The organism is Streptomyces sp. NPDC058864, assembly GCF_042742985.1.
Lineage (GTDB): Bacteria > Actinomycetota > Actinomycetes > Streptomycetales > Streptomycetaceae > Actinacidiphila.
Window position 1 is genome coordinate 137,311 of the sequence record NZ_JBHYMQ010000008.1, and the last position, 25,929, is coordinate 163,239.

General features: G+C 73.2%; 27 protein-coding genes. 11 read left to right on the forward strand and 16 right to left on the reverse strand.

Features of this window, described 5'->3' with window-relative positions; genetic code table 11:
• Positions 1-145 precede the first annotated feature (145 nt).
• Positions 146-562, forward strand: a complete 417-nt coding sequence (locus ACFW3D_RS09385) for a hypothetical protein (protein ID WP_500503140.1) — start codon at positions 146-148, stop codon at positions 560-562.
• 82 nt (positions 563-644) lie between these two features.
• Here ACFW3D_RS09385 and ACFW3D_RS09390 read toward each other — a convergent pair whose 3' ends face one another.
• Positions 645-857, reverse strand: a complete 213-nt coding sequence (locus tag ACFW3D_RS09390; protein WP_500503142.1) for a hypothetical protein — start codon at positions 855-857, stop codon at positions 645-647.
• 134 nt (positions 858-991) lie between these two features.
• Here ACFW3D_RS09390 and ACFW3D_RS09395 point away from each other — a divergent pair, with 134 nt between their 5' ends.
• The 3 genes from ACFW3D_RS09395 to ACFW3D_RS09405 all read left to right on the forward strand — a co-directional run bounded on the left by ACFW3D_RS09395 (position 992) and on the right by ACFW3D_RS09405 (position 3,777).
• On the forward strand, positions 992-2,089 hold the full coding sequence (locus ACFW3D_RS09395; RefSeq protein WP_500503144.1) for a sensor histidine kinase: 1,098 nt from the start codon (positions 992-994) through the stop codon (positions 2,087-2,089).
• A gap of 2 nt (positions 2,090-2,091) precedes the next feature.
• Positions 2,092-2,769, forward strand: coding sequence for a response regulator transcription factor (locus tag ACFW3D_RS09400; RefSeq protein WP_500503240.1), 678 nt, complete (start codon positions 2,092-2,094; stop codon positions 2,767-2,769).
• Between the two features lie 147 nt (positions 2,770-2,916).
• Positions 2,917-3,777 (forward strand): SDR family NAD(P)-dependent oxidoreductase, encoded by an 861-nt coding sequence (locus tag ACFW3D_RS09405; RefSeq protein ID WP_500503146.1) that lies wholly within the window; start codon positions 2,917-2,919, stop codon positions 3,775-3,777.
• Here ACFW3D_RS09405 and otsB read toward each other — a convergent pair.
• A complete protein-coding gene (gene otsB, locus ACFW3D_RS09410; RefSeq protein WP_500503147.1) occupies positions 3,738-4,634 on the reverse strand; it encodes a trehalose-phosphatase in 897 nt (298 codons plus the stop codon). The genes ACFW3D_RS09405 and otsB overlap by 40 nt on opposite strands.
• Positions 4,635-5,473: 839 nt before the next feature.
• Positions 5,474-5,734: a DUF3263 domain-containing protein gene (locus ACFW3D_RS09415; RefSeq protein ID WP_500503149.1), complete on the reverse strand. Its 261-nt coding sequence runs from the start codon at positions 5,732-5,734 to the stop codon at positions 5,474-5,476.
• 190 nt (positions 5,735-5,924) lie between these two features.
• Here ACFW3D_RS09415 and ACFW3D_RS09420 point away from each other — a divergent pair, with 190 nt between their 5' ends.
• From ACFW3D_RS09420 to ACFW3D_RS09430, 3 genes are all read left to right on the forward strand, one after another.
• Entirely contained in the window at positions 5,925-6,839 is a 915-nt protein-coding gene (locus ACFW3D_RS09420) for an ROK family protein (protein WP_500503151.1), read from the forward strand.
• On the forward strand, positions 6,782-7,975 hold the full coding sequence (gene nagA / locus ACFW3D_RS09425; RefSeq protein WP_500503153.1) for an N-acetylglucosamine-6-phosphate deacetylase: 1,194 nt from the start codon (positions 6,782-6,784) through the stop codon (positions 7,973-7,975). Before ACFW3D_RS09420 ends, nagA begins: the two co-directional genes overlap by 58 nt.
• 89 nt (positions 7,976-8,064) lie before the next feature.
• Positions 8,065-9,006 carry a 1-phosphofructokinase family hexose kinase gene (locus ACFW3D_RS09430; RefSeq protein ID WP_500503155.1) on the forward strand — a complete coding sequence of 314 codons (942 nt, stop codon included), beginning with the start codon at positions 8,065-8,067 and terminating at the stop codon, positions 9,004-9,006.
• Here ACFW3D_RS09430 and ACFW3D_RS09435 read toward each other — a convergent pair.
• Positions 9,003-9,995, reverse strand: coding sequence for a carbohydrate-binding protein (locus ACFW3D_RS09435; RefSeq protein ID WP_500503157.1), 993 nt, complete (start codon positions 9,993-9,995; stop codon positions 9,003-9,005). The two genes, ACFW3D_RS09430 and ACFW3D_RS09435, sit on opposite strands and share 4 nt — an antisense overlap.
• 216 nt (positions 9,996-10,211) lie before the next feature.
• Between ACFW3D_RS09435 and ACFW3D_RS09440 the strand changes: the two genes are divergently transcribed.
• Both ACFW3D_RS09440 and ACFW3D_RS09445 read left to right on the forward strand, forming a co-directional pair.
• On the forward strand, positions 10,212-11,225 hold the full coding sequence (locus tag ACFW3D_RS09440) for an SAM-dependent methyltransferase (RefSeq protein ID WP_500503159.1): 1,014 nt from the start codon (positions 10,212-10,214) through the stop codon (positions 11,223-11,225).
• A gap of 20 nt (positions 11,226-11,245) precedes the next feature.
• Positions 11,246-12,388, forward strand: a complete 1,143-nt coding sequence (locus ACFW3D_RS09445) for an NADH-quinone oxidoreductase subunit D (protein ID WP_500503161.1) — start codon at positions 11,246-11,248, stop codon at positions 12,386-12,388.
• Between the two features lie 39 nt (positions 12,389-12,427).
• Here the strand turns inward: ACFW3D_RS09445 and ACFW3D_RS09450 are convergent, their stop codons facing one another.
• The 4 genes from ACFW3D_RS09450 to ACFW3D_RS09465 all read right to left on the reverse strand — a co-directional run bounded on the left by ACFW3D_RS09450 (position 12,428) and on the right by ACFW3D_RS09465 (position 15,931).
• The gene (locus tag ACFW3D_RS09450) at positions 12,428-13,423 is read right to left on the reverse strand and encodes a hypothetical protein (protein WP_500503163.1); all 996 of its coding nucleotides are present in this window, start codon (positions 13,421-13,423) and stop codon (positions 12,428-12,430) included.
• A 155-nt stretch (positions 13,424-13,578) separates the two neighbouring features.
• A complete protein-coding gene (locus tag ACFW3D_RS09455) occupies positions 13,579-14,544 on the reverse strand; it encodes an ABC transporter substrate-binding protein (protein WP_500503165.1) in 966 nt (321 codons plus the stop codon).
• On the reverse strand, positions 14,541-15,251 hold the full coding sequence (locus tag ACFW3D_RS09460) for an ABC transporter permease (protein WP_500503167.1): 711 nt from the start codon (positions 15,249-15,251) through the stop codon (positions 14,541-14,543). Before ACFW3D_RS09460 ends, ACFW3D_RS09455 begins: the two co-directional genes overlap by 4 nt.
• Positions 15,251-15,931, reverse strand: a complete 681-nt coding sequence (locus ACFW3D_RS09465; RefSeq protein ID WP_500503169.1) for an ABC transporter permease — start codon at positions 15,929-15,931, stop codon at positions 15,251-15,253. The genes ACFW3D_RS09460 and ACFW3D_RS09465 overlap by 1 nt, the downstream gene beginning before the upstream one ends.
• Positions 15,932-16,100: 169 nt before the next feature.
• On the opposite strand from ACFW3D_RS09465, the gene ACFW3D_RS09470 reads away from it, so the two are divergent.
• On the forward strand, positions 16,101-17,297 hold the full coding sequence (locus ACFW3D_RS09470; RefSeq protein ID WP_500503242.1) for an ABC transporter ATP-binding protein: 1,197 nt from the start codon (positions 16,101-16,103) through the stop codon (positions 17,295-17,297).
• 13 nt (positions 17,298-17,310) lie between these two features.
• Positions 17,311-17,925 carry a GPP34 family phosphoprotein gene (locus ACFW3D_RS09475; protein ID WP_500503171.1) on the forward strand — a complete coding sequence of 205 codons (615 nt, stop codon included), beginning with the start codon at positions 17,311-17,313 and terminating at the stop codon, positions 17,923-17,925.
• Between the two features lie 110 nt (positions 17,926-18,035).
• On the opposite strand, the gene ACFW3D_RS09480 is transcribed toward ACFW3D_RS09475, so the two are convergent.
• The 8 genes from ACFW3D_RS09480 to ftsH all read right to left on the reverse strand — a co-directional run bounded on the left by ACFW3D_RS09480 (position 18,036) and on the right by ftsH (position 25,823).
• The gene (locus ACFW3D_RS09480; RefSeq protein WP_500503243.1) at positions 18,036-18,530 is read right to left on the reverse strand and encodes a DUF3180 domain-containing protein; all 495 of its coding nucleotides are present in this window, start codon (positions 18,528-18,530) and stop codon (positions 18,036-18,038) included.
• Positions 18,531-18,585: 55 nt separating this feature from the next.
• Complete coding sequence (gene folK, locus ACFW3D_RS09485; RefSeq protein ID WP_500503173.1) at positions 18,586-19,176, reverse strand: 2-amino-4-hydroxy-6-hydroxymethyldihydropteridine diphosphokinase; 591 nt, start codon at positions 19,174-19,176, stop codon at positions 18,586-18,588.
• Positions 19,173-19,532: a dihydroneopterin aldolase gene (gene folB / locus ACFW3D_RS09490; RefSeq protein WP_018558516.1), complete on the reverse strand. Its 360-nt coding sequence runs from the start codon at positions 19,530-19,532 to the stop codon at positions 19,173-19,175. Before folB ends, folK begins: the two co-directional genes overlap by 4 nt.
• 226 nt (positions 19,533-19,758) lie before the next feature.
• Complete coding sequence (locus ACFW3D_RS09495) at positions 19,759-20,244, reverse strand: nuclear transport factor 2 family protein (RefSeq protein ID WP_500368553.1); 486 nt, start codon at positions 20,242-20,244, stop codon at positions 19,759-19,761.
• Positions 20,241-21,095 (reverse strand): dihydropteroate synthase, encoded by an 855-nt coding sequence (gene folP, locus ACFW3D_RS09500; protein ID WP_500503175.1) that lies wholly within the window; start codon positions 21,093-21,095, stop codon positions 20,241-20,243. Before folP ends, ACFW3D_RS09495 begins: the two co-directional genes overlap by 4 nt.
• A gap of 23 nt (positions 21,096-21,118) precedes the next feature.
• Positions 21,119-22,804, reverse strand: coding sequence for a phosphatidylglycerol lysyltransferase domain-containing protein (locus ACFW3D_RS09505; protein ID WP_500503177.1), 1,686 nt, complete (start codon positions 22,802-22,804; stop codon positions 21,119-21,121).
• 226 nt (positions 22,805-23,030) lie between these two features.
• Positions 23,031-23,639, reverse strand: coding sequence for a GTP cyclohydrolase I FolE (gene folE, locus ACFW3D_RS09510; protein WP_499599774.1), 609 nt, complete (start codon positions 23,637-23,639; stop codon positions 23,031-23,033).
• Between the two features lie 132 nt (positions 23,640-23,771).
• Positions 23,772-25,823 carry an ATP-dependent zinc metalloprotease FtsH gene (gene ftsH, locus ACFW3D_RS09515; RefSeq protein ID WP_500503179.1) on the reverse strand — a complete coding sequence of 684 codons (2,052 nt, stop codon included), beginning with the start codon at positions 25,821-25,823 and terminating at the stop codon, positions 23,772-23,774.
• Positions 25,824-25,929 lie beyond the last annotated feature (106 nt).

Sequence of the window (25,929 nt, forward strand, 5' to 3'; positions counted from 1 at the left end):
CGCACAAGGTGACGATGAGCGCAATCGCTTCGACCCGGAGCGAGCTCCTTCCGTCATCTTCGAAGGCAGAGAGATGAACATACGAGCGAAGAAGACCATGTCCGGTCGACCCCGTCGTAAGGTGCTTTGGGGTGTCGCCGGAGCCATGACGGTCGCCGCCGCGGTCGTCACAACCACCGCATTCGTTGGTCCCACTAACGCTTCCGCCGCCGCGCGCACCACCGCGGTCGCCGACGACGCCGCCTCGCACCCCGTCCAGGGCAACGGCAACCGTGACAACTTCGGGCGGCTGAGGACCGCCGAGTTCCTGGGTGTCTCCGCCGTCGTGGCCGACATGTCCACCGTTACGGTCTCGGCACGCTGCCCCTCGCGCACCGAGGTCACCGGCGGCGGCTTCGTCCTCAGCAGCAGCGACCTGCACGTACTGACGAGCCAGCGGTCCGGCAATGGGTGGTCCGTGACCGTCCGAAAGATCAACGGAACCCCGTCGACCAACTTCAGCCCCACCGCCCGCGCCGTCGTGGAGTGCGCGGCGATCGTCCGGGACAACAACAACTGGTGACCCCACCCCTTCCACGTGCCACCGCCCCGGCCCCCCGTCACAAAGGAACGGGGGACCGGGGCGGGCCGTGCGCGGGCGGGGGTCAGGAGCGCTTGCCCGCCGACTCCACCGCGAAGAGGACCGCGACGCCGAGCACGGCCAGGAGGACGCACACGTAGATCTCGTAGCCGTCCAGGAAGCCGATCCGGTGCGTCAGCGCCCACAGCCGGAACCATCCGCCGGTGAGCTCGTAGGTGATGCCGCCGATGCCCTGGGAGAGCAGTACGAAGCCGAGGAAGCCGAGGAAACCCTTCATGCCACGAGGCTAGGGAGCAGGCGTACGTGCGGGCTGTCGGCGAAAGTCGCCGATCGCGCGCGGACTGTCGTCCGAAAGTCTCGACTTGGGGCGCGGGGGTGGTGCCGGCGCCCCGGGTCCGTACATTCGGAGGAATGCGACGCGTACGGAAGGGCATCGTCGCCGACATCGCGGTCTTCCTCGGTGCGGCGGCCTTCTCCGTGCTGTCCGTGGACGGGGTGGGTGCCACGGTCGGGCCCGTCGAGCAGGCGGTCAGCGCCGCCGCGTGCGCGGCACTGTTCCTGCGCCGGCGGTGGCCGGTGCAGCTGGCGGTGGTGCTGCTGGTGACGGGCTGGTTCGCCCACCTGGTGGGCGGCCCGACCGCGGTGGCGGTCTTCACCGTGGCGGCGTACCGGCCGCTGCGCACGACGGCCTGGGTGGCTGCCCTGGCGTTCGCTCCGCTGCCGGTGTTCGTGGCGCGGGGTCCCGACCCCGACCTGCCGGAGACCGGCTCGGCGATGACCTTCTTCGTGATCATGGCGGGCTCGATCGGCTGGGGGCTCTACGTGCGGTCCCGGCGCCAGCTGCTGGCCACGTACGCCGAGCGCGGGCGGCGGCAGGCCCGCGAGGAGATCGCGCGGGAGATGCACGACGTGCTGGCGCACCGGCTGTCGCTGCTGAGCGTGCACGCGGGCGCGCTGGAGTTCCACCCGGGGGCGTCCCCCGCGGAGATCGAGCGGGCCGCCGGGGTCATCCGGGAGAGCGCGCACCAGGCGCTGGACGACCTGCGCGGCATCATCGGCGTCCTGCGCGAGCCGGACGGGTCCGGCGCGGCGGACGGCGCGGCCGGACGGCCGCAGCCCACGCTGGCCGACGTGCCGCGGCTGGTGGAGGAGTCGCGGGACGCCGGGATGCGGATCGTGCTGGAGGCGGAGGACGACGCCGTGTCCGCGGCGCCCGCCGCCTCGGGGCGCACGGCCTACCGGATCGTGCAGGAGGGGCTGACCAACGCGCGCAAGCACGCCCCGGGCACGGAGGTGACCGTGCGGCTCGCCGGCGGTCCCGCGCGGGGCCTGACGGTCGAGGTCAGCAACCCGGTGCCGGCCACCTCGGCCGTGGTGCCCGCCATCCCCGGCGCCGGGCAGGGGCTGATCGGGCTGACCGAGCGCGCCTCCCTCGCCGGGGGCGACCTGGAACACGGCCGGTCCGGCGGGGACTTCCGGGTGCGCGCCTGGCTACCGTGGGCGGCGTGAGGATGGTGCGGCTGCTGCTGGTGGACGACGACCCGCTGGTGCGGGCCGGACTGCGGATGATGCTCGGCGGGGCTCCGGACGTCGAGGTCGTCGCCGAGGCGGGCGACGGCGGCGAGGTCGCGGCGCTGGTCCGGGAGCACTCCCCCGACGTGGTGCTCATGGACATCCGCATGCCCACCGTGGACGGGCTCGCGGCCACCGAGGCCCTGCGGGCGCTGCCGGGCGCGCCCGAGGTGATCGTCCTCACCACCTTCAACACCGACGAGCACGTGCTGCGCGCGCTGCGCGCGGGCGCCGCGGGGTTCGTCCTCAAGGACACCGCGCCGCACGAGATCGTCGAGGCGGTACGGAAGGTGGCGGCCGGCGAGCCGGTGCTGTCCCCCGCGGTGACGCGGCAGTTGATCGCCCAGGTCGCCGGCTGCGGCTCCGACGCCGCCGAGGGAGGACGCGGCGCGCGGGCCACCGCCCGGCGCAGGCTCGCGTCACTGGGCGAGCGGGAGCACGAGGTCGCCCTCGCCATCGGGGAGGGCCGGTCCAACGCGGAGATCGCGGCCGGGCTCCACATGAGCGTGCCGACGGTGAAGACCCACGTCTCCCGCATCCTCGGCAAGCTCGGCCTGAACAACCGGGTCCAGATCGCCCTCCTCGTCCACGACGCGGGCTCCCCGAACCGCGGCTGACGGCCGCGGGCCGCTGGCCGCTGGCCGCGACGACGATCGCCCGGCCCGCGTCACGGATCCGGGGCCGCTCCGGCCTGCCGTGCCGCCGGGACGCAACGGCTGCCTAGGCTGCTGCCATCAGCACCCGCAGAGAGCGAGAACCACCGCATGACCACCGGCAACCGCAGGACCGTCCTGATCACCGGCACCTCCTCCGGCATCGGCCTGGCCACCGCCGTGGCTGCCGCCCGCGCCGGCTGGAGCGTCGTCGCGACCATGCGCGACCCCGGGAAGGCGGACGCCCTCCGCGAGGCCGCGGCCGGGGCGGGGGTCGCCGAACACGTCCACGTCAGGCGGCTGGACGTGACCGACCCCCGGCTGGTCGCCGCGGTCGTGGAGGACGTCGTCGTGGAGTTCGGCGGCCTGGACGCGGTGGTCAACAACGCCGGCGCCGGGCACGTCGGCACGATCGAGCTGGAGACGGTCGCGGACGTCCGCGCCACGATGGAGGTCAACTTCTTCGGCGTCGTCGAGGTCACCAAGGCCGCGATGCCGCACCTGCGCGCCTCGGGCGGGCGGCTGGTCACCGTCACCAGCGTGGGCGGGGTCGTCGGGCAGCCCTTCAACGAGGCCTACTGCGCCGCGAAGTTCGCGGTCGAGGGCTACATGGAGTCGCTCGCGCCCGTGGCGGCCGCAGTCGGGGTCGCCGTGAGCGTCGTCGAACCGGGCGCGGTCGGCAGCGAGTTCGTCGCCAACCTCGGCATCGACATCCCGGCCTACGCCGCGGCCGCGGGGCCCTACCGGCCCGCGCTCACCCACTACCTCGACCGCACCTCACAGGCGTTCGCGGCCGCCCAGACCATCGAGGAGGCCGCGGCGCCCATCGTCGGGGTCCTGACCGCCGAGCGTCCGCCCTTCCGTGTCCAGACCTCCCAGCGGGCCCGGGAGTTCACGGGTGTGAAGCTCGCGGATCTCGACGGGTCCGCGGTTCAGTCGCTGACCGGCGGCTGGGTCTCGGCCCCGTCCTGAGGGTCCCGCTCCTCCAGGGCGTCCGCGAGGGCGTCGATCAGCGCGACGACGCCCTCCGGGCCGTCCACGACGAGGTCGGCCCGGGCGGCCAGTTCGGCCACCTCGGCGCTGCCGCTGCACACCAGCACACCGGGCAGGCCGTCGGCGCGCCGCTTCTCCACGGCCCCGAAGGCGGCCAGGTCGCCGAGGTCGTCACCGGCGTACATCACGGGACCGGCGCCGACCTCGCGCAGGTAGTCGTTGAGGGCGACGCCCTTGTCCATCCCGGGCGGCCGCAGCTCCAGCACCATCCGGCCCGGCTCGACGATCAGCCCGTGGCGGTCGGCCAGTTCGCGCAGCGGCCCGTTCAGCGCCTCGAACGCGGCCTGCGGATCCTGCGTGCGGCGCGTGTGGACGGCCACCGCGCGACCCTTGTCCTCAACCCAGGTACCGTGCCACGCCCCGATCGCGTCCAGCACGCCCGGCAGTTCGGCGCGCACGGCGTTGACCCCGGGGTGCGCGCCGGGCGCCTTGACCTCGCCGGAACGGGCGTCCCAGCGCTCGGCTCCGTAGTGACCCAGCACGACCATGTGCTCCAGCGCGGGTACGCCCGCGAAGCCCCCGTACCGCACGGCCACGCCCGCGGGGCGGCCCGTGACGACCACGACGGACCCGATCCGCGGGGCCAGCCGGGCCAGCGCGGCGGCGGCACGGGGGTGGGCCCGCGCGGCGTCCGGATCCGGCACGATCGGTGCCAGCGTCCCGTCGAAGTCCAGTGCCAGCACGGCCCTGCGGGGCTCCGCGAGCAGTGCGGCCAGGCCGTCCTTGCCCTCGGGCGTCGTGGGTACCGGCAGTTCGTCCCTGCGGCTGCGGCTCATGCCCCCGACCATACCGACCCCTGCGGGGGGCATGCCCGGCGTACGGAAGCATCCCGCCTCCGGCGGTATTCCCGGGGCCGGTCGGTGCGCGTGAGGCTGTGGGTGGTGCTTGCGGTGGGTGCTTGCGGTGGGTGCTTCGGCTGTCCCGCCGTCTCGCGCCCTGCGGGCGCAAAGCGGCGGGCTGCGGACGGGGAGGGTGGCGGCGCTCTTCTTGGCAGTGTGCGGGTGAGTGGGCGGTTCGGGTTCAGGCTCCGGAGCGGATTTCCTTTCCGGTGTCCTCGGGTCTCGTTGCCGTCCGCGGGTGCAGATGGCCGGTGACCACGCCCACCCTTCGTGGGTGGCGCGCCCGCCGTAACCGGCGACCGCGGCTCATTCGGGGTGCTGTCGAGCGGTCCGCGGAAGATCGGGCTCACTTACGCCGGCATGTTCGGCGGAACAGAGCCCGATCTATGAGCCTGGGCAGATCGGGCCCGCTTACGCCGAGCATGTCAGCGGAACATAGCCCGATCTCGAAAGCCCACCCACCGAGCCCCAGGCCGGCCGGGGAATCACCCGCAGACGCCGGTCACGGCGGGCGCGCCCGCCACCGGACACAGGCGCGGAAGGGGCCATCTGCACCCGCGGACGGCAACGAAACCGGCGCCCATGAACCACCGGCGCCGCTCCGGCGCCCGAACCCCGGCCACGCACCCACCCGCACACCACCGACCAGGGCCGCCCCACCCTCCCCCTCCGCAGCCCGCATCCTTACGCCCGAAGGGCGCGAGGCGGCGCGACAGCCGAACCTGGCGTTGACCGGGCGGGGTGTGACGCAGGGCAACCCGTCACCCGCGGAGCGGTCAGCGGGTGGTGCGGTGGGTGTCGCGGGTGCGGCGGAGGCGGTTGACCGTGACGGGGTCGTGCGCGAGGGCGCGGGGGTCGTCGAGCAGGGCGTTGAGGAGCTGGTAGTAGCGCGTGGGGGAGATGCCGAGGCGTTCGCGGACGGCCCGTTCCTTCGCGCCGGGGCCGGCCCAGGCGCGGCGGGCGATGTCGAGGACGGCGCGGTCCTGTTCCGTCAGCCCGTCCTCGGGGGCGTCCGCCCCGGTCTCGTCCCGTTCCATCCGACAACCATATCCGCGCCCCGGTCACCCCGTTCCGCGTCCGACCGGACCCGCTGCGTGACGTCCCGGTCGCGCGGAGTCCCCATCGGGCACCCCGCGAGGTCTAAACCACTCGCCCCGCGGGCGGTACGCGATCTCTTTCGACGAGTGGACTAGACCTTTTGTGGTGTACCGCGCGACACTGTCCCCCGTGAGACACGTCATCGCCCTCGATGTGGGCGGCACCGGCATGAAGGCCGCGCTGGTCGCGACGGACGGCACGCTGCTGCACGAGGCACGCCGCCCGACCGGCCGGGAGCGGGGTCCGGACGCCGTGGTCGAGTCCGTGCTCGACTTCGCCGCGGACCTCCGGGCGTACGGCGAAAGCGCTTACGGCGAGCCCGCCGCCGCGGCCGGGGTCGCCGTGCCCGGGCTGGTGGACGAACGGGCCGGCATCGCGCTCTACTCCGCCAACCTCGGCTGGCGCGACGCGCCCCTGCGCGACCTGCTCACCCACCGCCTCGACGGCACCCCCGTCGCCCTCGGCCACGACGTGCGCGCCGGCGGCCTCGCCGAGGGCCGGCTGGGCGCGGGACAGGGGGCCGAGCGCTTCCTGTTCGTGGCGCTGGGCACCGGCATCGCCGGGGCGATCGGCATCGAGGGCCGGGTCGAGGCCACCGAGCTCGGGCACATCGTCGTCCGCCCCGGCGGCCCGGACTGCGGCTGCGGCCAGCGGGGCTGCCTGGAGACCGCGGCCTCCGCCGCCGCCGTGGCCCGCGCCTGGGAGGCCGCGGGCGGCGGCCCGGACGCCGGTGCCGCCGGCTGTGCAGCCGCCGTCGAGGCCGGCGACCCCCGCGCGGCGGCCGTGTGGGACGAGGTCGTCGCCGCCCTCGCCGACGGCCTGGTCACCGGGATCACCCTGCTGACCCCGGGCACGCTGATCGTGGGCGGCGGGCTCGCCGAGGCCGGCGACACCCTCTTCGCACCGCTGCGGGCCGCCGTCGAGCGGCGGCTGACCTTCCAGAAACTCCCCCTCATCGTGCCGGCGGCCCTCGGGGACACCGCCGGATGCCTGGGCGCAGGGCTGCTCGCCTGGGATCTTCTCTCCGTGGAGGTGACCGCTTGACTGCGGCAACTAGCGTGCTGACCGGTGCCCGTGTGGTGCTGCCGGACGGCGTGGTCGAGGACGGCCGGGTGACCGTCGAGGGCCGCTCGATCGTCGCGAACGACCCGCTCCAGGCGTCCACCCGGGACCTGACGGGGCACTGGGTCGTCCCCGGCTTCGTCGACATCCACGTGCACGGCGGCGGCGGCGCGTCCTTCTCCTCCGGTGACGCCGAGGCCGTCCTCACCGGGATCGGGACCCACCGGCGGCACGGCACGACGACGCTGCTCGCCTCGACGGTGACCGGTGACCTGGACGACCTGTCGCGGCAGGCCGCGCTGCTGTCCGAACTTGTCGAGCAGGGCGACCTGGCCGGCATCCACTTCGAGGGGCCGTTCATCTCCCCGCACCGGCGCGGCGCGCACAAGCCCTCGCTGCTGCGCGACCCGCACCCCTCGGACGTCCGCAAGCTGCTCGACGCCGCCCGCGGCACCGCCCGCATGGTCACCCTCGCCCCCGAACTGCCGGGCGGGCTCGACTCGGTGCGGATGCTGGCGGAGCACGGCGTCATCGCCGCCGTCGGCCACACCGACGCCGCGTACGAGGCCACCCTGCAGGCCGTCGAGGCGGGCGCCACCGTGGCGACGCACCTGTTCAACGCCATGCCCTCGCTGCTGCACCGGGAACCCGGCCCGATCGCCGCGCTGCTGGAGGACGAGCGGGTCACCGTCGAGCTCATCAACGACGGCGTCCACCTCCACCCGGCCGTCCTGGAGATGGCGTTCCGCAGCGCCGGCGCCGACCGGGTCGCCTTCATCACCGACGCCATGGACGCGGCCGGCTTCGGCGACGGCCGCTACCTGCTCGGCCCGATGGAGGTCGACGTCGTCGACGGCGTCGCCCGGCTCGTCGAGGGCGGCTCCATCGCGGGTTCCACGCTGACCCTCGACACCGCGTTCAAGCGGGCGGTGACCGTGGACGGGCTGCCCGTCGCCGACGCGGTGCGCGCGCTGAGCGCCAACCCGGCGCGACTGCTGAGCGCGTACGACCGGATCGGCTCCCTGGAGCCGGGCAAGGACGCCGACCTGGTGGTCCTGGACGCCTCGTTCGACCTCGTGGGTGTGATGCGGAAGGGCAGCTGGGTCGTCGAACCCTGACAGGACCCCGGGCGGCGGGGTCTGTGCCTCCGGGCGTTCCTTTGGCATGATCCCTTCCCATCGCACACGCTGTTCGAAGGGATCATGCGGTGATCGTCACCGTCACGCTGAACGCCGCCATCGACGTGACCTACCGCGTCCCCCGGCTGCGGCCGCACACCACCCACCGGGTGTCTGAGGCCGCGGAACGTCCCGGCGGCAAAGGGCTGAACGTCGCCCGCGTCCTCGCCGCGCTCGGCCACGAGGCCGTCGCGACCGGATTCGCGGGCGGCGCGTCCGGGGACCGGCTGCGCGGCTGGCTGACGGGGATCGACGGCGTCACGGACGCCCTCGTGCCCACCGCCGGCAGCACCCGGCGGACGGTCGGCGTCGTGGACGAGACGGGCGGCGACACCACGATGTTCAACGAGCCCGGGCCGACGATCACTTCGGAGGAGTGGGCGGCCTTCCACGGCACGTACCGCACGTTCCTGGAGGGCGGCACGACGCGCGCCGTGGCGCTGTGCGGCAGCCTGCCGCCGGGGCTGCCCGTCGGCTGCTACGCCGAGCTCGTCCGGGACGCGCGCGCCGCCGGCGTCCCGGTGCTCCTGGACACCAGCGGCGAGCCGCTGCGGCGCGGACTGGCCGCCCGGCCCGACCTCGTCAAGCCCAACGCCACCGAACTGACCGGGCTCACCGGCGCAACGGAGCCCATGCGCGCGGCCCGCGACGCCCGCCGCCGCGGGGCCCGCGCCGTCGCGGCCTCGCTCGGCCCCGACGGGATGCTCGCCTTCGCGGAGGACGGCACCGTGTGGACGGCCCGGCCCCCGGCCCCCCTCCCGGGCAACCCCGCCGGCGCCGGCGACTCCGCCGTGGCCGCCCTGCTCTCCGGGATCGTCGAGGGCCTCGACTGGCCGCGGCGCCTCGCCCGCGCCGTCGCCCTCTCGGCGGCCACCGTGGCGGCTCCGGTCGCGGGCGAGTTCGACCGCGGGGTGTACGAGGACCTGCTGGGGCGGGTCGAGGTGCTGCGCTCGGAGGAGGCGGGGCGTTAGTTCTTGTGCTCGCCCTGCTCGACCGAGACCTGGTCGAGGTAGTAGTTGCACTGGTTGCCCGCCTCGCAGGACAGGGCCACCGTGTTCTCGCCCTGCTTCAGCCGGATGTAGCTGTAGGTCTTCGTCCAACCGCCCTCGTAGTCACCCGCCTTGGCCTGCGCGAAGTTCTTCAGGCTCATCGGCCGCTGCTGCTTCTCGCCGTTGACGGTGATCGTGGCGTTCCCGTCGGCGCCCGGCACGGTGTACTCCACGAACAGCGTGTACGCGCCGTCCTCGGGGACGGAGAAGTTCCACGTGGCGGAGGCACCCACGGACTCCATCCCGGCGACGTACTTGCCGCCGGCGCCCTTGCCCCCGGAGACACCGGTGGTGACCGTGGCACCGCCGGCGAGCTTCAGGTCGGCCGCGTCCACCACTCCCGGCATGGCCGCGCTCGCCGGGGCCGAGGGCTCGCCGGAGGTGTCGTCCTTGCCGCCGTCGCTGCTCGCGGTCGCGGTCGGGGTGCTGCCCGCGCTGGGGGTGTCGTCGTCGCCGCCCGCCATGGCGACGCCGATGCCGATCGCGACGGCGGCGACCACGGCGACGGCACCGATCAGCAGGCTCTTGCTGTTGGGGCCGCCGGGGCGCGGGGAGGCCGCGCGGCGACCGGGGCCGCCGGCCGGGCCTGCCGGTCCGCCGGGACCCTGGGGCATCTGCTGGGTCGCCTGGGCGTGCTGGGGCTGCGGCTGGCCGTAGGCGGGCGGCTGCTGACCATAGGCGGGCGGCTGCTGGCCGTACCCGGGCTGCTGCTGCGGGTAGCCGTAACCGGGCTGCTGCTGCGGCTGCTGCGGGCGCCGCTCACCGACCCTCTGCACCTGGTTGTACGAGGTGCGGGGCACACCGGGCTGGGCAGCAGCCGCCTGACCCGGCTCCTCGCCGTCCTGGCGGTACAGGTACGCGAAGGGGTCGTCACTCCCGGGCTCCGGGGCACCGTTGTTGCCGGCCGTCATCGCTCTTCACCTTCCACTGCCTGTCGCTTGCACAGCACCTATCAGTACCGGGGCATCCGGCGAAAGGCGTGCGCTCTCCGCGATGGCGAATGTTCATGATCGATTCATCCGCGGCCGTCACGGGCGGACACACCTCTGACCACGGCACCCTACCTGGAACCGGTGACGTCCCGCTCAACCGTCCGAAGCCCCGGGTCGTACGCATACGGTGGAGGCGTGATCGACAGCACAGCCGCGTGGACGGGGTGGCGGGAAGCCACGGAGCGGGCCCTGTACGGCCCGGGAGGGTTCTTCCGGCGGGAGCGCCCGGCCGCCCATTTCCGCACGTCGGTGCATGCCTCGCCGCTGTTCGCAGGGGCCGTCGCCCGCCTCCTGGAGCGCGTCGACGCGGACCTCGGACACCCCGGCGAGCTGGCCCTGGTGGACGTCGGCGCGGGGGCCGGGGAACTGCTCACGGGGGTGCTCGATGTGGTTCCCGCCACGTTGCGCGCCCGCCTGCGGCCCCACGCGGTGGAGAAGGCCCCGCGACCGGACGGCCTGGACGCCCGGGTGACCTGGTCCGATGAGCTCCCGCGGGGCCTGCGGGGCCTGCTCTTCGCCAACGAATGGCTGGACAACGTGCCGGTCGGGGTGGTGGAGACCGACGCGGACGGGCTGCCCCGCCACGTCCTCGTCCGCGCCTTCGACGGCGCCGAGCGCCTGGGCGACCCGGTGGGCGGGGAGGACGCCGCCTGGCTGCGCCGCTGGTGGCCGGTCGAGGGCGCGCAGCCCGGGACCCGGGCGGAAATCGGCCGCGGGCGGGATTCCGCCTGGGCCGCCGCGGTGGACTCCCTGGAGGCCGGGCTCGCCGTCGCGGTCGACTACGGGCACGTGGCCGGGGCCCGCCCGCCGTACGGGACGCTCACCGCGTTCCGGGCGGGCCGCGAGGTCTCGCCGCCGGTGCCCGACGGCTCCTGCGACATCACGGCGCACGTGGCGATGGACGCCTGCACGGGCCCCGGGGCGGTCCTGCGCACCCAGCGCGAGGCCCTGGGCGGCCTGGGGGTCACCGGGGCCCGCCCGCCGCTCTCGCTGGCCTCCTCCGACCCCGCCGGATACGTACGCGCCCTGGCCCGCGCGGGCCAGGCGGCCGAGCTCACCGACCCGTCCGGGCTGGGCGGCTTCCTCTGGCTGGAGCAGCCCGTGCCGGCGGCCGGGGAAGCGCCGGGGGGCACGCCCCCGGTCGCGTAAAGGGATGGGAAACTGGGGCCATGACGGAGACCACGATCGGCATCGGCGGCGCCGCCGAGGGCACCGACATGGTGCTGAACATCGGCCCGCAGCACCCCTCGACGCACGGTGTGCTGCGGCTGCGCCTGAGCCTGGACGGCGAGCGGATCGGCTCGGCGGAGCCGGTCATCGGCTACATGCACCGCGGCGCCGAGAAGCTCTTCGAGGCCCGGGACTACCGCCAGATCATCATGCTGGCCAACCGGCACGACTGGCTCTCCGCCTTCTCCAACGAACTCGGCGTCGTGCTCGCCGTGGAGCGCATGCTCGGCATGGAGGTGCCCGAGCGCGCGGTGTGGACCCGCACGCTGCTCGCCGAGCTGAACCGGGTGCTCAACCACCTGATGTTCCTCGGCTCCTACCCGCTCGAACTGGGCGGGATCACCCCGATCTTCCACGCGTTCCGCGAGCGCGAGGACCTGCAGGCGGTCATGGAGGAGGTCTCCGGCGGCCGCATGCACTACATGTTCAACCGCGTCGGCGGCCTCAAGGAGGACCTTCCCAACGGCTGGCACGGCCGGGTCCGCGGCGCCGTCGCCGCCGTGCGCTCGCGCATGGGGACCTTCGACGACCTCGTCCTGGGCAACGAGATCTTCCGCGGCCGCACCCGCGGCGTCGGCATCCTCCCCGCCCGCGACGTGCACGCCTACGGGGTGAGCGGGCCGATCGCCCGCGCCTCGGGCGTCGACTTCGACCTGCGCCGGGACGAGCCCTACCTGGCCTACGGGGAGTTGACGGACACCCTGAAGGTCCCCACCCGCACCGAGGGCGACTGCCTGGCCCGCTTCGAGGTGCTGCTGGAGCAGACCCACAACGCCCTGGACCTCGCCGACGCGTGCCTGGACCGGCTGGCCGAGCTGCCCCCCGGCCCCATCAACCAGCGGCTGCCCAAGGTGCTCAAGGCCCCCGAGGGCCACACGTACGCCTGGACCGAGAACCCGCTCGGGCTCAACGGCTACTACCTGGTGTCCAAGGGCGAGAAGACGCCGTACCGGCTCAAGCTGCGCTCGGCGTCCTACAACAACATCCAGGCGCTGGCCGTGCTGCTGCCGGGCACGCTGGTCGCCGACATGGTGGCGATCCTGGGCTCGATGTTCTTCGTCGTCGGCGACATCGACAAGTGACGGGCGGGCCGCCCGCGGGCGGCCCGTGCCCGCCGGACGTCAGGAGGAGCGGGCGCGCAGCTCGCTGAGGTCGAGCTGCTCGGTCTCGTCGTGCGCGGTCAGGTCGATGACCTCGGCCTGCTCGGCGACGGCCTCGTCCCCGACGACGTCGGCGAGGTCCGCCTCGGCGGGCGCCGCCTCGCCGGCCGGATCCTGGGGGCGGGCCTTCTCGGCCTTCTCGCCCTTCGTGCCGAAGAAGTCGAAGCCGCCCTGGGCGCGGCTGGCCTGCCGGTTGGGCTTGGCGTAGGGCAGCACGGCCGCGGCGACCGCCGGGACGAGCTTGGGCTGGCGCACCGGCAGTGCCGGGTTGCTCCCGCTGCCACTGGTGGTGTCGTCGGCCGGACGGTCGCGGACCGCCGGGTCCAGCGCGTGCCTGCCCTGCGGCTCGTCGGTGTCGGCGAGGTCGCGGCGGCGCGCCTCCTCGACGGTGAGCGCGGCCTGCTGGCGGGCGCCGTTGCGCGACAGGTCCCGCAGCGCGGCGGACGCCCGCAGGTACGCGGCCGGGCTGACCGGCGCGGTGTAGGGCACGGGAAGCGCGGAGCCGACCGCCTTCTTCGCGACGCGGCCCTCCTCCAGGGCGCGGGCCCGCTCGGACTCGGCGGTGGCGTAGCGGCGCAGCAGGTCCGCGTGCTCCGTACGCAGCCGGGCCAGCTCGGCGCGCTTGCCGCGCAGTTTGTTCTCCAGCTTGCCGCGCAGCTCGCGGGAGTCCTCGAGGTCCACCTCGAGCTCCGCGATCCGCTCGTCGGCACGCCATTCGTCGCGCACCCGCGCGGTCTTGAGGTCGGCCACCTGCTTGCCCGCGGCGCGGTCCCAGCTGCGCAGCAGGAAGGCGCCGCCCCCGGCGACACCGGCCGCCGCGACGACGAACACACGGAGCAGCACCGGATCACCGATCACCAGTGCGCCGACGGCGAGGGCCGCGGCGGAGCCGGCGACCGTCACGGGCGGGAGCAGCCGGTGCAGCGGCTGTGAATGGCGGTGTCGTCCACGGGGCATGGTAGGGAACTTAGCGTGCCCGTGGGTCGTGTGGGGCCGCGGCATCCGATTTCTCACCGAACACACAACGACAAATACGGAGGGCGCCCACGCGTACGCGAAACGTCACGCGAACGCCCTCCCGCCACCATTTATTCGATCTTGTCCACCGGGCCTCAGCCCTTCAGCAGACCCTTCGACTTCAGGTAATCCGCGGCGACGTCCTCGGGCTTCTTACGCTCCGAGTCCACCTGCTTGTTCAGCCCGGCGAGGTCGGCCGTGGTCAGCACCTGGGTGAGCTTGTCGAGGGCGGCGGCGACGTCCGCCCCGCCGGCCTCCTTCGCGTTGACGACGGGCAGCAGGTTGTCGGCGTTCTGCAGGCCCTTGTCGTCCTCCAGCAGCACCAGGCCGAACTGGTCCAGCGTGGCGTCCGTGGTCGTGGTGAGCACCAGCTGGTCGGTGCCGTCCTTGACGGCCTGCTTGGACTGGACGGTGCCGACGCCCTTGGCGTCCACCGACGTGACGTCTATGCCGTAGATCTTCTTCAGGCCGGGCGAGCAGAAGGGGCGGATCGAGCATTCCTCGCCCGCGGCGAGCTTGACCTTGATCTTCGACTTGCCGAGGTCGGAAAGGGTCTTGAGGTCGTTCTTCTCCGCGAATTCCTTGGTGACCGCGAAAGCGTTCTGGTCGACGGCTTCCCCGGCCGGAAGCACCTTCAGCCCAAGCGGGCCGGCGAGTTCCGTGAGCGCCGTGACGGTGGCGTCGACGTCGGAGGAGGCGACGGGCGGGGCGTCCTTGCCGTTCACCTTCGCGTTGAGGAACTCCGCGAGGGTGGCCGCGTACTCGGGGACGACGTCGATCTGCCCCTTCTCCAGGGCCGGTTCGTACAGCTCGCGGTTGTCGACGGTCTTGATCGTGGTCTTGTAGCCGGCGTCGGTCAGCAGCTGCGCGTACAGCTGCGCGAGGACCGTGCTCTCGGTGAACCCGGCGGAGCCGACGGTCAGGGAGCCCTTGCCGCCGGCTGCCGGCGAACTGCCCCCTCCCCCGCTCTTCTCCAGGCTGTCGCCGCCGCAGGCCGCCAGGCCCGCGGAGAGGACCGCCACGGCGGCCAGGGCGGTGGCGGTGCGCAGGGCCTTGCTCATGTGAACTCCATCTGATGGGTGGGACGGACAGGTCTTCGGGCGGGTCGGGACTTCCGCGCGGGGGACACCAGGCGTTGCAGCAAGAGGAAGACTCCCTCCACGAGCAGGGCGAGCGCGGCCACGAGCACCGCGCCCGCGACGACCTTCGGGGTGTCGTACTGGGCGAAGCCCGCGGTGATGACGCGGCCGAGGCCGCCCTCACCGGGCAGTGCCGCGAGCGTGGCGGTGGCGACGACCTGGACGGCGGCCGAGCGCACCCCGCTCATGACGAAGGGCAGCGCGAGCGGCAGCTCGATCCGGCGGAGCATCTGGCCCCCGGTCATCCCCATGCCGCGGGCGGCCTCCACCGCGTCGCGGTCGACCTGGCGCATGCCGACGTAGGTGTTGGTGAGCAGCGGCGGGACGGCGAAGAGGACCAGCGCGAGGATCGTCGGCCAGCGGCTCGCCGACCCCAGGGCGATGATCAGCAGCACGAGCACCGCGAAGGTGGGCACCGCGCGCCCGACGTTGGACAGGTTGACGGCCAGCGCGCCGCCCTTGCCGAGGTGGCCGAGGAGGATCGCGACGGGCAGCGCCACGGCGCAGGCGATGCCCAGGGAGACGAAGGTCAGGAAGAGGTGCTCGCCGAGCCGCTGCAGCACCCCGTCGGTGCCGGTCCAGTTGGCGCCGTCGGTCAGCCACTCCCACGTGTCGGGGACCACCGCCATCACGCCACCGCCTTCGAGGCGCGGCTCCAGGGCGAGAGCAGCCGCTGGAGACCGAGCAGCAGCACGTCCGCGAGGATCGCGAGCAGTACGCAGATCACCGAGGCGGTGAACACCTCCGCCTTGAAGAAGCTGCGCATCCCTTCGTAGACGAGGTTGCCCAGCCCCCCGTAGCCGAGGATCGCGCCGACCGTCGTGAGGGAGACCGTGGCGACCGTGGCGATCCGCACACCCGCCATCACCGCCGGCAGCGCCAGCGGCAGCTCGACCTCCAGCAGCAGCCGCAACGGCCCGTACCCCATGCCGCGCGCGGCCTCCCGCGCGTCCTCGGGCACGGAGTCCAGTCCGGCGAGGAAGTTCCTGACGAGGATGGTCAGCGAGTAGAGCGTCAGCCCGGTGACGACCACGGCCGCGGAGATCCCGAAGACGGGCACGAGCAGGGAGAAGAGCGCGAGCGACGGGACCGTGTAGAGCACGGTCGTCACCCCCAGCACCGGCCCCTCGGCCGCCCGCCAGCGCCGGGCCACCAGGGCCAGCGGCAGCGCGAGCAGCACACCCGCGGCCACCGACACCGCGGTGATCCACAGATGTTGCACTCCCGCGTCCAGCAACTCCTGGCTGCGCGTGCGCACGAACTCGCCGCATATCCAGTCGTTCGCCGCGAGACAGTCCTGTCCGGCCATGCGATGCCACCTCCCCCGCCCGGTTCAGATCATGCAGGTGAGCGTAAACCCGGCCGCGGACATTCCCGGTGTCCTGCCACATCCTCGCAACACCCCCTTCACAACCATCGCCGAGCGTGTACCAAGCTGGGGGGTGAGCCGCACCGCCCAGCGCCGACGAGAGGTCCCGATGATCCGCTTCGAGAACGTCACCAAGCGCTACCCCGACGGCACCACCGCCGTCGACGACCTGTCCTTCGAGGTGCGCGAGGGCGAACTCGTGACCCTCGTCGGGCCGTCCGGCTGCGGCAAGACCACCACGATGAAGATGGTCAACCGGCTCATCGAGCCCACCGCGGGCCGGATCCTGCTGGACGGCGAGGACATCGCCCGCACCGACCCGGTACGGCTGCGCCGCCGCATCGGCTACGTCATCCAGAACGTCGGCCTGTTCCCGCACAAGACCGTGCTGGAGAACACCGAGACCGTGCCGCACCTGCTCGGCTGGACGCGCGCCAAGCGCCGGGCGCGCGCCGCCGAGCTGCTGGAACTGGTCGGCCTGGACCCGTCCGTGCACGGCTCCCGCTACCCCGAGCAGCTCTCCGGCGGCCAGCGGCAACGGGTCGGCGTGGCACGGGCGCTGGCGGCCGACCCGCCGCTGCTGCTGATGGACGAGCCCTTCGGCGCCGTCGACCCGGTCGTACGGGAGCGGTTGCAGTCGGAGTTCCTGCGGCTGCAGGAGCAGGTCCGCAAGACCGTGCTGTTCGTCACACACGACATCGAGGAGGCGGTCCGGCTCGGCGACCGCATGGCGGTCTTCGGCCCCGGCCGGATCGAGCAGTACGACACCCCCGCGACCGTGCTCGGCTCCCCCGCCACCCCGTACGTCGCGGACTTCGTGGGCTCCGACCGCGGTCTGAAGCGGCTGTCCGTCACGCCGATCGAGACGACGGACCTGGAGCACCCGCCCGTCGTACGCGCCGGATCGCCGGCCGCGGAGGCCGCGGCCGTCCTCGCGAAGCAGGGCGACCCCTACGCGGTCGTCCTCGACGACGACGGCGGGCTGCGCGGCTACGTGGCCGCGGGCACCCTCGCCTCCGGCACGGTGGCCGACCACACCCGCCGCCTGGAGGCCTGGGTCCCGGTGGGCGCCCCTCTCAAGCGGGCGTTCAGCGCGATGCTCCAGCACGACGCGGGCTGGATAGCCGTCGTGGACGGCGACCGATTCGCCGGGGTGCTGACCCCGGCGACGCTCCACGCCGCGCTGCGCCGTTCGGTCAACGAGGACGGAGAGGACGGAGACGAGGAGGGAGCGGGACAGCCGGTGGCGGCCCCGGCCGCGACGGGTGACAATCGCCGGGCGGAACCGGACGCCGATGCCTCATGATGCGGAGCGTTCCATGACCACCCCCCGCGATCTGATCATCACCGCCCTGGAACGGGCCGCCGAACACGCCGTGGAACCGGGCGATCTCTCGCTCGCGCTCGCCGCGGCCGAGGCCGTCGACCTCCTGGCCGCCGGAGCCGTCGCCCTGGACGGCGACCGCCTGGTCCCGGGCGGCCGACCGGGGATCACCGACCCCCTGCTGGCCGACGCCGCCGCCGCGCTGCTGCGCGAGGCACCGTACGAGGCCCCCGGCGACTGGCTGTGGCGCAGGGGCCGCGGCCTGGCCGACGTCTACCTGACCGGCCTGACGGCCGAGGGCGAGGTCGTCCGGGAACGGCACCGGAGCTGGCTGGTCCGCGACACCCGGACCACGCTGACCGACTCCCCGGCCCGGCGCCGCGCGGCCGACCGCCTTGCGGCGGACGAGCCCGTCCTCGCCGCCCTCACCAGGACGCTCGGTCTGCGCGTCGGCCCGGCCGCCGAGGCGGCACCCGCCGTGACAGACCCCGCCGCGGCCCGCGTCCTGGCCGCGCTCGACGACGCGCTGGCCGAGCTGGCCACCGAACGCCGCCGCCGCTCCCGCCGCCAGGCCGACGCCGCGGCGGAGAACGTCCGGCGGGGCTACTGAGCCCCGCCGGGTGCGAGCTCGTCTCGCGCCCGAAGGGCGCGAGACGGCGGGAAAGCCGAACCACCGGCACAGTCCAGGCCGGCTCCGGCCCCGCCGGGACAGGGCCCGCGCTACGCGCGGCCGCCCACCGCGCCGGTGCGGTTGTCGTCCTCGTCCTCGGGAAGGCGGCAGACCCGCTCCAGGAAGATCGCTGCGGCACAGACCGCGATGCCGGCGATCACCGCTGAACCCGCGTAGATCGCCTGGTCGCGGCGGGGGTCGTTGTCCATCTGGTACATGACGAGGAAGACGCACGCGCCGCCGTAGATCCCCGCGACCAGGGCGGCGACCAGGGCGCTGGCCTGGCCGAAAACCACCGCGCGGGCGGCGAGCAGCGGGTCGACGCCCTTGGCCCCCGGACGCCGTTCGCGCTGGGCGCGCAGCCGCGAGCGCAGCGACAGCGCCGTCGCCGCCAGGACGGCGGCGATCAGCGCCAGCACGATCGGCGCGGCCACGGGCACGCCCGGCAGGGTGCCGAGCGAGTCCCAGAGCTTCGCGCCCGCCCACGAGAGCACTCCGGCGACCACGAACAGTCCGACCAGGGTCCTGATGCGCAGCGCCTTCACCGAGTTGCTCGCTCCCCACATCACATCGACGAACGTACTGACGGGATCGTAACGATTACTCCGGCAGCCTGAGTTCCACGTCGCCGCGGGCCCACACGCTCTCCCGGCCCACGCCCGCCAGCAGACCCGCCACCGGCCCCTGGCCCGGCAGCTCGGCCGCGGGGTCGACGTCGAGCCACGGCGCCAGCACGAAGGCCCGCTGGTGCGCCCGCGGATGGGGCAGTGTCAGCTCCGGGTCGTCGGAGACGACGCCCTGGTAGGCGACGATGTCGACGTCGATGGTGCGCGCACCCCAGCGCTCGGTGCGGGTCCTGGCGAAGGCGTCCTCGATCGCCCGGCCGCGCTCCAGCAGCGAGGACGGCGGGAGCGTCGTCCTGACCAGGATCACGGCGTTGAAGTAGTTCGGCTGCGAGCCCGGCTCGACGCCCCAGGGCTCCGTCTCGTACACCGGGGAGACCTTCTTCACCCGGACGCCCGGGGTGTCCTCCAGCGCGTCCACGGCGCCCTGCAGCGTCTCCAGGCGGTTGCCGAGGTTGCTGCCCAGCGAGATGACGGCGAACTTCGGGTTCTGCAGCGTCGAGTCCGCGGCGTCGACCTGCGCGACGACGGAGGCCGGGACCGGCTGCACGGTGGGGTCGTAGCTCACGGGCGCCTCCGGGTGATGGTGACGGACACATCGGCGAACGGGACGGTGATCGGGGCCTGTGGCTTGTGCACGGTGACCTCCACCTCCTGGACCAGGTCGTGCTTGAGCACCTGGTCGGCGATCCGCTGGGCCAAGGTCTCGATCAGGTCCACGGGCTCGCCCTCGACGACGGCGGTGACCTCCTCGGCCACGATGCCGTAGTGCACGGTCCTGGTCAGGTCGTCCGTGGCGGCGGCGGGAGCGGTGTCCAGGCCGAGGACGAGGTCCACGAAGAAGTCCTGGCCCTCGCGGCGCTCGTGCTCGAACACGCCGTGGTGCCCGCGGGCCTTGAGGCCGCGCAGCGCGACACGATCCACGATTCACTCCCGCTGGTCGACGAACGGACGGGTGGGCGCGGTCCGCCCGCCCAGCGGGAGGGGAAGGCCGCACCGCCCTCACTCGAATCTACCTTCGACCGCCGACAGTCCCCAGTACCGGGCAGCGAGCGGCCGACCGCCCCGCGCTTACCCCGGGTCGGAACGGCCTACTCCGGCCTTCACCACTTCTTGCCACTTCTTGGCACGAACGAGTGGTCAAATGGCGTCAGGCTGACCCCTCGCCGCCGTTGTCGGCGTCCTCCGCGGCGTCCTCGTCGACCCCGTCGGCCATCACCGGGGAGCCGTGGTGCACCCACAGCCGCCAGCCCTCCGGTGTGCGCCGAAACACATTCGTGGCGACCACCAGGCCGCCCACGAGCGAGCCCATCTCGCCCTCCTCCTCGGCGGGGCCGCCGGTGAGGATGTTCTCGGTGCAGGTCACCAGGGCCGTGTCGCCGTCGACCGCCACCTCGACGTCGGTCAGGAAGAACTGGATGTACTCGGTGTTCGCCATGATCAGGGCGTACGAGCGCATCACTTCGCGGCGCCCCCGCAGCACCGGCCACCCCGGGTGCACCACGGACACGGTCTCCGCCAGCGGGCCGGTCAGCACCAGCTCCTCCAGCGCGTCCAGGTCGGACCGCTCCACGGCGTCGTAGAACGCCTGGTTCGCCTCTTCGACCCGTGCGGCCTCGGCCGTTCGCGGCGTCATCGTGCCCCCTCCAGTGCCCGTGCGACGCGTACGGCGTCGGCGCTGTCGTGCACCTCGTGCACCCGGACCGCCCAGGCGCCGCGGCCCGCCACGATGGCGGTGACGGCGGCCGTGGCGGCGTCGCGCTCCCTGGCCGGCGGCGGATCGCCGCCCTCGCCGGCCAGCACCCGGCCGAGGAACCGCTTGCGGGAGGCCGCGATCAGCAGCGGGCGTCCCAGGGCCAGCAGGTCCTCGACGTGGGCGATCAGGGTCAGGTCGTGCTCGGCGTTCTTCGCGAAGCCCAGCCCCGGGTCGAGGACGATCCGCTCCGGGTCGATGCCGCCCGCCAGCGCGTGGTCGAAGCTGCGCCGCAGCTCCGCGGTGACCTCGCCCACGACGTCCCGGTAGACCGCCCGGTTGTTCATGTCGATGCTCTGGCCCCGCCAGTGCATCACGATGAACGGGCTGCCCGTCGCCGCGACGACGGGGATCATCGCCGGGTCGGCCTGGCCGCCGCTGACGTCGTTGACCAGGGCGGCGCCCGCCTCGACCGCCTTCTCCGCGACCGTGGCCCGCATCGTGTCCACGCTGACCACGACCCCGGCCCTGGTCAGCTCACGAACGACCGGGACCACCCTGCGCAGTTCCTCCGCCTCGTCCACCCGCGCCGCGCCCGGACGGGTCGACTCGCCGCCGACGTCCACCAGGTCCGCACCGGCCGCGACGAGGTCCAGGCCGTGCTTCACCGCCAGCTCGGTGTCGAACCACTCGCCGCCGTCCGAGAACGAGTCCGGCGTGACGTTGACCACGCCCATCACCGCGCACCGGTCCCAGGACGGCAATCCGGCCACGTGGCCGCGCATCGTACCCATGGGCTCAGCCTAGAGCGGGCGGCTCACCGCAGGCGCCGGGAGGCCCACGCCGGGAGGGCCAGGGTGACGAATCCCTCGGCCCGCATGGCGGCCAGGCCGATCCGGGGCAGGTCGGCAGTGGCCCGGAAGACCAGGAAGCGCGGCAGCCACTCCGGCTGGAACTTGGCGTTGAACCGGTACAGCGACTCGATCTGGAACCACCGGGACAGGAAGACCAGCAGCCCCCGCCAGGTCCGCAGCACCGGCCCCGCGCCGAGCCGCTCCCCGCGGGCCAGCGCCGAACGGAACATCGCGAAGTTCAGCGAGACCCGCTGCACGCCCAGCCGCGGCGCCTCCCCCAGCGCGGCCACGATCAGCAGCTCGTTCAGCCCCGGGTCGGCGGACCGGTCGCGCCGCATCAGGTCCAGCGACATGCCGTCCTCGCCCCAGGGCACGAAGTGCAGCACCGCCCGCAACGCGTCCTGCGCGTCGTGCGCCGTCACCACCACGCAGTCCTCGTCCGCCGGGTCGCCGAAGCGGCCCAGCGCCATGGAGAAGCCCCGCTCGGTGTCCGTACCGCGCCAGGCGTCCGCCGCGCGGCGGACCGCCTCGCGCTCGTCCTCGCCCAGCTCGGCCACCCGCCGGACCCGGCACACGTAGCCGGCGCGCTCGGTGCGCCTGACCATCTGCCGCACGTTGCGCATCGCCCGCCCCGACAGGGAGAAGCAGGCGGTCTCCACGACGGCTTCGTCGCCCAGCTCCAGGGCGTCCAGACCCGTCTCCCGGGTCCACACCTCGCCGCCGGTCTCGCTGCAGCCCATCACCGCGGGGATCCAGGCGTGCGCCCGGGCCTCGGCCATGAAGCGCTGTATCGCCCCCGGCCAGGCCTCCACGTCACCGATCGGGTCGCCGCTGGCCAGCATCACCCCGGACACCACGCGGTAGCAGACCGCGGCCTTGCCGCTGGGCGAGAAGACCACGCTCTTGTCCCGGCGCAGCGCGAAGTGCCCGAGGGAGTCACGGGCACCGTGCCGCCGCAGCAGCGCCCGCAGCCGCTCCTCGTCCCCGGCCGTCAGTTCGGCGACCGGGTGGGCCGGGCGCAGCGCCAGGTACGCGGTGGTGGCGGCGGTCAGGAAGCCCAGCCCGCCCAGGGAGTACGCGACGACGTCGGCCGCCTGGTCGGTGGCGTACCCGACCGGGCCGTCGAAGCCGAACAGCCCGTACAGCACCTCGGTGAACCGCTGCGCCCACGTCGGGTCGCCCGTCTCGGCCGCCGGGTGGGCGCTGACGATGACCAGCCCCACCACCAGGCTGAGCGCGCCGAGCCCCGCGAAGGCCGCGACCGCCCTCAGCCGGGTGCGCGGGTCGCCGAGCGCCGAGAACTCCGCCCGGTACCTGATCAGCAGGGCCAGCAGCACCGCCGACAGCACGGCCCCGCCCAGCGAGTGCCGGTGCAGCACCTGCGCCACCGCGGCCGCCGGCAGCAGCAGCACGGCCGCCCGCCACGCGCGCTTCTTCCCCCGCTTGAGGGCGTGCGCCAGCATCAGCATCAGGACGCCGGTGACCACGCCCGCCGCCGCGGCCACCGAGGTGACCGTCCCCGGGAAGACCCCGGCGAGCAGGTGCATCCGGCTGTGCCGGAATCCGGGGAACACCGCGGCCGCGAGGTCCAGCAGCCCCACCAGCGCGCACGCCGTCCCCGTCACGCGGGGCGCGGCGGACGCCGGCATCGCCCACGGGAGCCCTCGCGCCCTGTCCCGGGGAACCCGGACGGCGGGATCTTCCTCTGCCACGACAGACATCGCTCACCACGCCCCGGCGATGCGGATCACACCGCACGCCCCACTCTCGTCGGAGATTTGCGCCCTGTAGGACGTGAACTCCGCCACGTGGGTTCCGTCGGCGGGCGGGGAGCGGAGACATCGGCCGCCGCGCCCGGGGCGGCGGCCCCTCGGCTCACTTGGCCATGATCAGGCTCATCGCCTCGGCGCGGGTCGCGGAGTCGCGCAGCTGGCCCCGCACCGCCGAGGTGATGGTCTTCGCGCCGGGCTTGCGGACCCCGCGCATCGTCATGCACATGTGCTCGCACTCGATGACCACGATCACACCGCGCGGTTCGAGTATCCGCATGAGGGAGTCGGCGATCTGCGTGGTCAGCCGCTCCTGCACCTGCGGGCGGCGGGCGAAGACGTCGACCAGGCGCGCCAGCTTCGACAGGCCGGTGATCTTGCCGTCCGTCGAGGGGATGTAGCCGACGTGGGCGACGCCCACGAACGGCACCAGGTGGTGCTCACAGCTCGACAGCACCTCGATGTCCTTGACCAGGACCATCTCGTCGTGACCGAGGTCGAAGGTGGTCGTCAGCACGTCCTCGGGCTCCTGGTAGAGCCCGGCGAAGATCTCCCGGTACGCCCGGGCCACCCGCGCGGGGGTCTCCCGCAGCCCCTCGCGGTCGGGGTCCTCCCCGACCGCGATCAGCAGCTCACGGACCGCGTTCTCGGCGCGCTTCTCGTCGAACTCGCCGACGGGGCGCAGGTCGCCCTCAAGGGTCACCGGGTCGGTCATGTGTGCCTCGTTCCTCAGACGTACCGAATGCGCGGACCGCGGGAACCACGGAAACGCCGCGCCCCCCAGGATAGAAACCTGGGGGGCGCGGCACGCATTCCGATGTCCGTGACCAAGGCCACGTCCGGGGCGTCAGGCCTCGGGGTTCGGCTCCTCCGGGAGCTCCACCGTCTCGGCGGGCTTGCTCAGCGACGCCGTGGCGCTGCCGTTGGCCGTCGGCTGGGTGCCGTTGGTCAGGGCGAGCTCACGGGGCGAGAGCACCGGCGGGCGGGTCGACGGCGTACGCCGCGAGGAACCCGTCCAGGCCGGACGCGGCGGGCGCTTGACGATCGGCTTGAAGATCTCCGCGAGCTCCTCCTTGTTCAGCGTCTCCTTGTCCAGGAGGGCCAGAACCAGGTTGTCGAGGACGTCGCGGTTCTCGACCAGGATCTCCCACGCCTCGTTGTGCGCGGTCTCGATGAGCTTCTTGACCTCTTCGTCGACCAGCCCGGCGACCTCTTCCGAGTAGTCGCGCTGGTGGGACATCTCACGGCCGAGGAAGGGCTCCCCGTCGCTCGTCCCGAACTTGATCGCACCCAGCCGCTCGGTCATGCCGTACTGAGTCACCATCGCGCGGGCCGTGGTGGTGGCCTTCTCGATGTCGTCCGCGGCACCCGTCGTCGGGTCGTGGAAGACCAGCTCCTCCGCCGCACGGCCGCCCATGGTCATGGCGAGCCGGTCGAGCATCTCGTTGCGGGTGGTGGAGTACTTGTCCTCGTCCGGCAGCACCATCGTGTAGCCGAGGGCGCGGCCGCGCGACAAGATCGTGATCTTGTGGACCGGGTCGCTGTTCGGAGAAGCCGCCGCGACCAGGGCGTGTCCGCCCTCGTGGTACGCGGTGATCTTCTTCTCCTTGTCGGACATGATCCGGGTGCGCTTCTGCGGGCCGGCCACGACGCGGTCGATGGCCTCGTCCAGCATCGCGTTGTCGACCAGCTTCTTGTCGCTGCGCGCGGTGAGCAGCGCCGCCTCGTTGAGGACGTTTGCCAGGTCCGCACCGGTGAAGCCGGGGGTGCGGCGGGCGACGGCCTTGAGGTCGACGTCCGGGGCGACCGGCTTGCCCTTCTGGTGGACCTTGAGGATCTCCAGGCGGCCCTGCAGGTCGGGGCGGTCGACGGCGATCTGCCGGTCGAAGCGGCCCGGGCGCAGCAGCGCCGGGTCCAGGATGTCCGGGCGGTTGGTGGCGGCGATCAGGATGACGCCGCCCTTGACGTCGAAACCGTCCATCTCGACCAGCAGCTGGTTCAGCGTCTGCTCGCGCTCGTCGTGACCGCCGCCGAGACCCGCACCGCGGTGCCGGCCGACGGCGTCGATCTCGTCGACGAAGACGATGGCCGGGGCGTTCGCCTTGGCCTGCTCGAACAGGTCGCGGACACGCGAGGCGCCGACACCCACGAACATCTCGACGAAGTCGGAGCCGGAGATCGAGTAGAACGGCACGCCCGCCTCGCCGGCGACGGCGCGCGCGAGCAGGGTCTTGCCCGTTCCGGGCGGGCCGTAGAGCAGCACACCCTTGGGGATCTTGGCGCCCACGGCCTGGAACTTCGCCGGCTCCTGCAGGAACTCCTTGATCTCCTGGAGCTCCTCGACGGCCTCGTCCGAGCCCGCGACGTCCGCGAAGGTCGTCTTCGGGGTGTCCTTGGTGATCAGCTTGGCCTTGGACTTCCCGAAGTTCATGACCCGGGAGCCGCCGCCCTGCATCTGGTTCATCAGGAACAGGAAGACCACGACGATCAGCACGAAGGGCAGCAGCGACAGCAGGATGCCGACGAAGGCATTCTGCTTCGAGGGCGCGACGGTGTAGCCGTCGGGCAGCGTGCTCTTGTTGCCGTCGTCGACCTTGGCCTGCAGGATCTTGGCCACGTCGACGCCCTGGTCGCCGATGTAGCTCGCCTTGATCTTGGAGCCCAGGTCCTCGCCGCCGACCTTGGCGCCGTCCTTGAGCTCGACCTTGATCGTGTTCTCGTCGCCGGTGGTCAGCTCGGCGGACTTGGCCTGGTTGCTGTTGATGGCCTCAATGGCCTGGCCGGTGTCCACCGTCTTGTAGCCACCGGACGAGCCGACGACCTGCATCAAAACGACCACAGCGAGGACAGCCAGCACGATCCACATGACTGGCCCACGGAAATAGCGCTTCACGTCCATCCATGCGGGGCGATCACGCCCCGTCCCTCCTGCCACAGTGAGGCACCGCGGCCTGGGGGCCGCCGGTGCATCCGGTGTATGAACCGACCTTCGGACGGTACCCCAG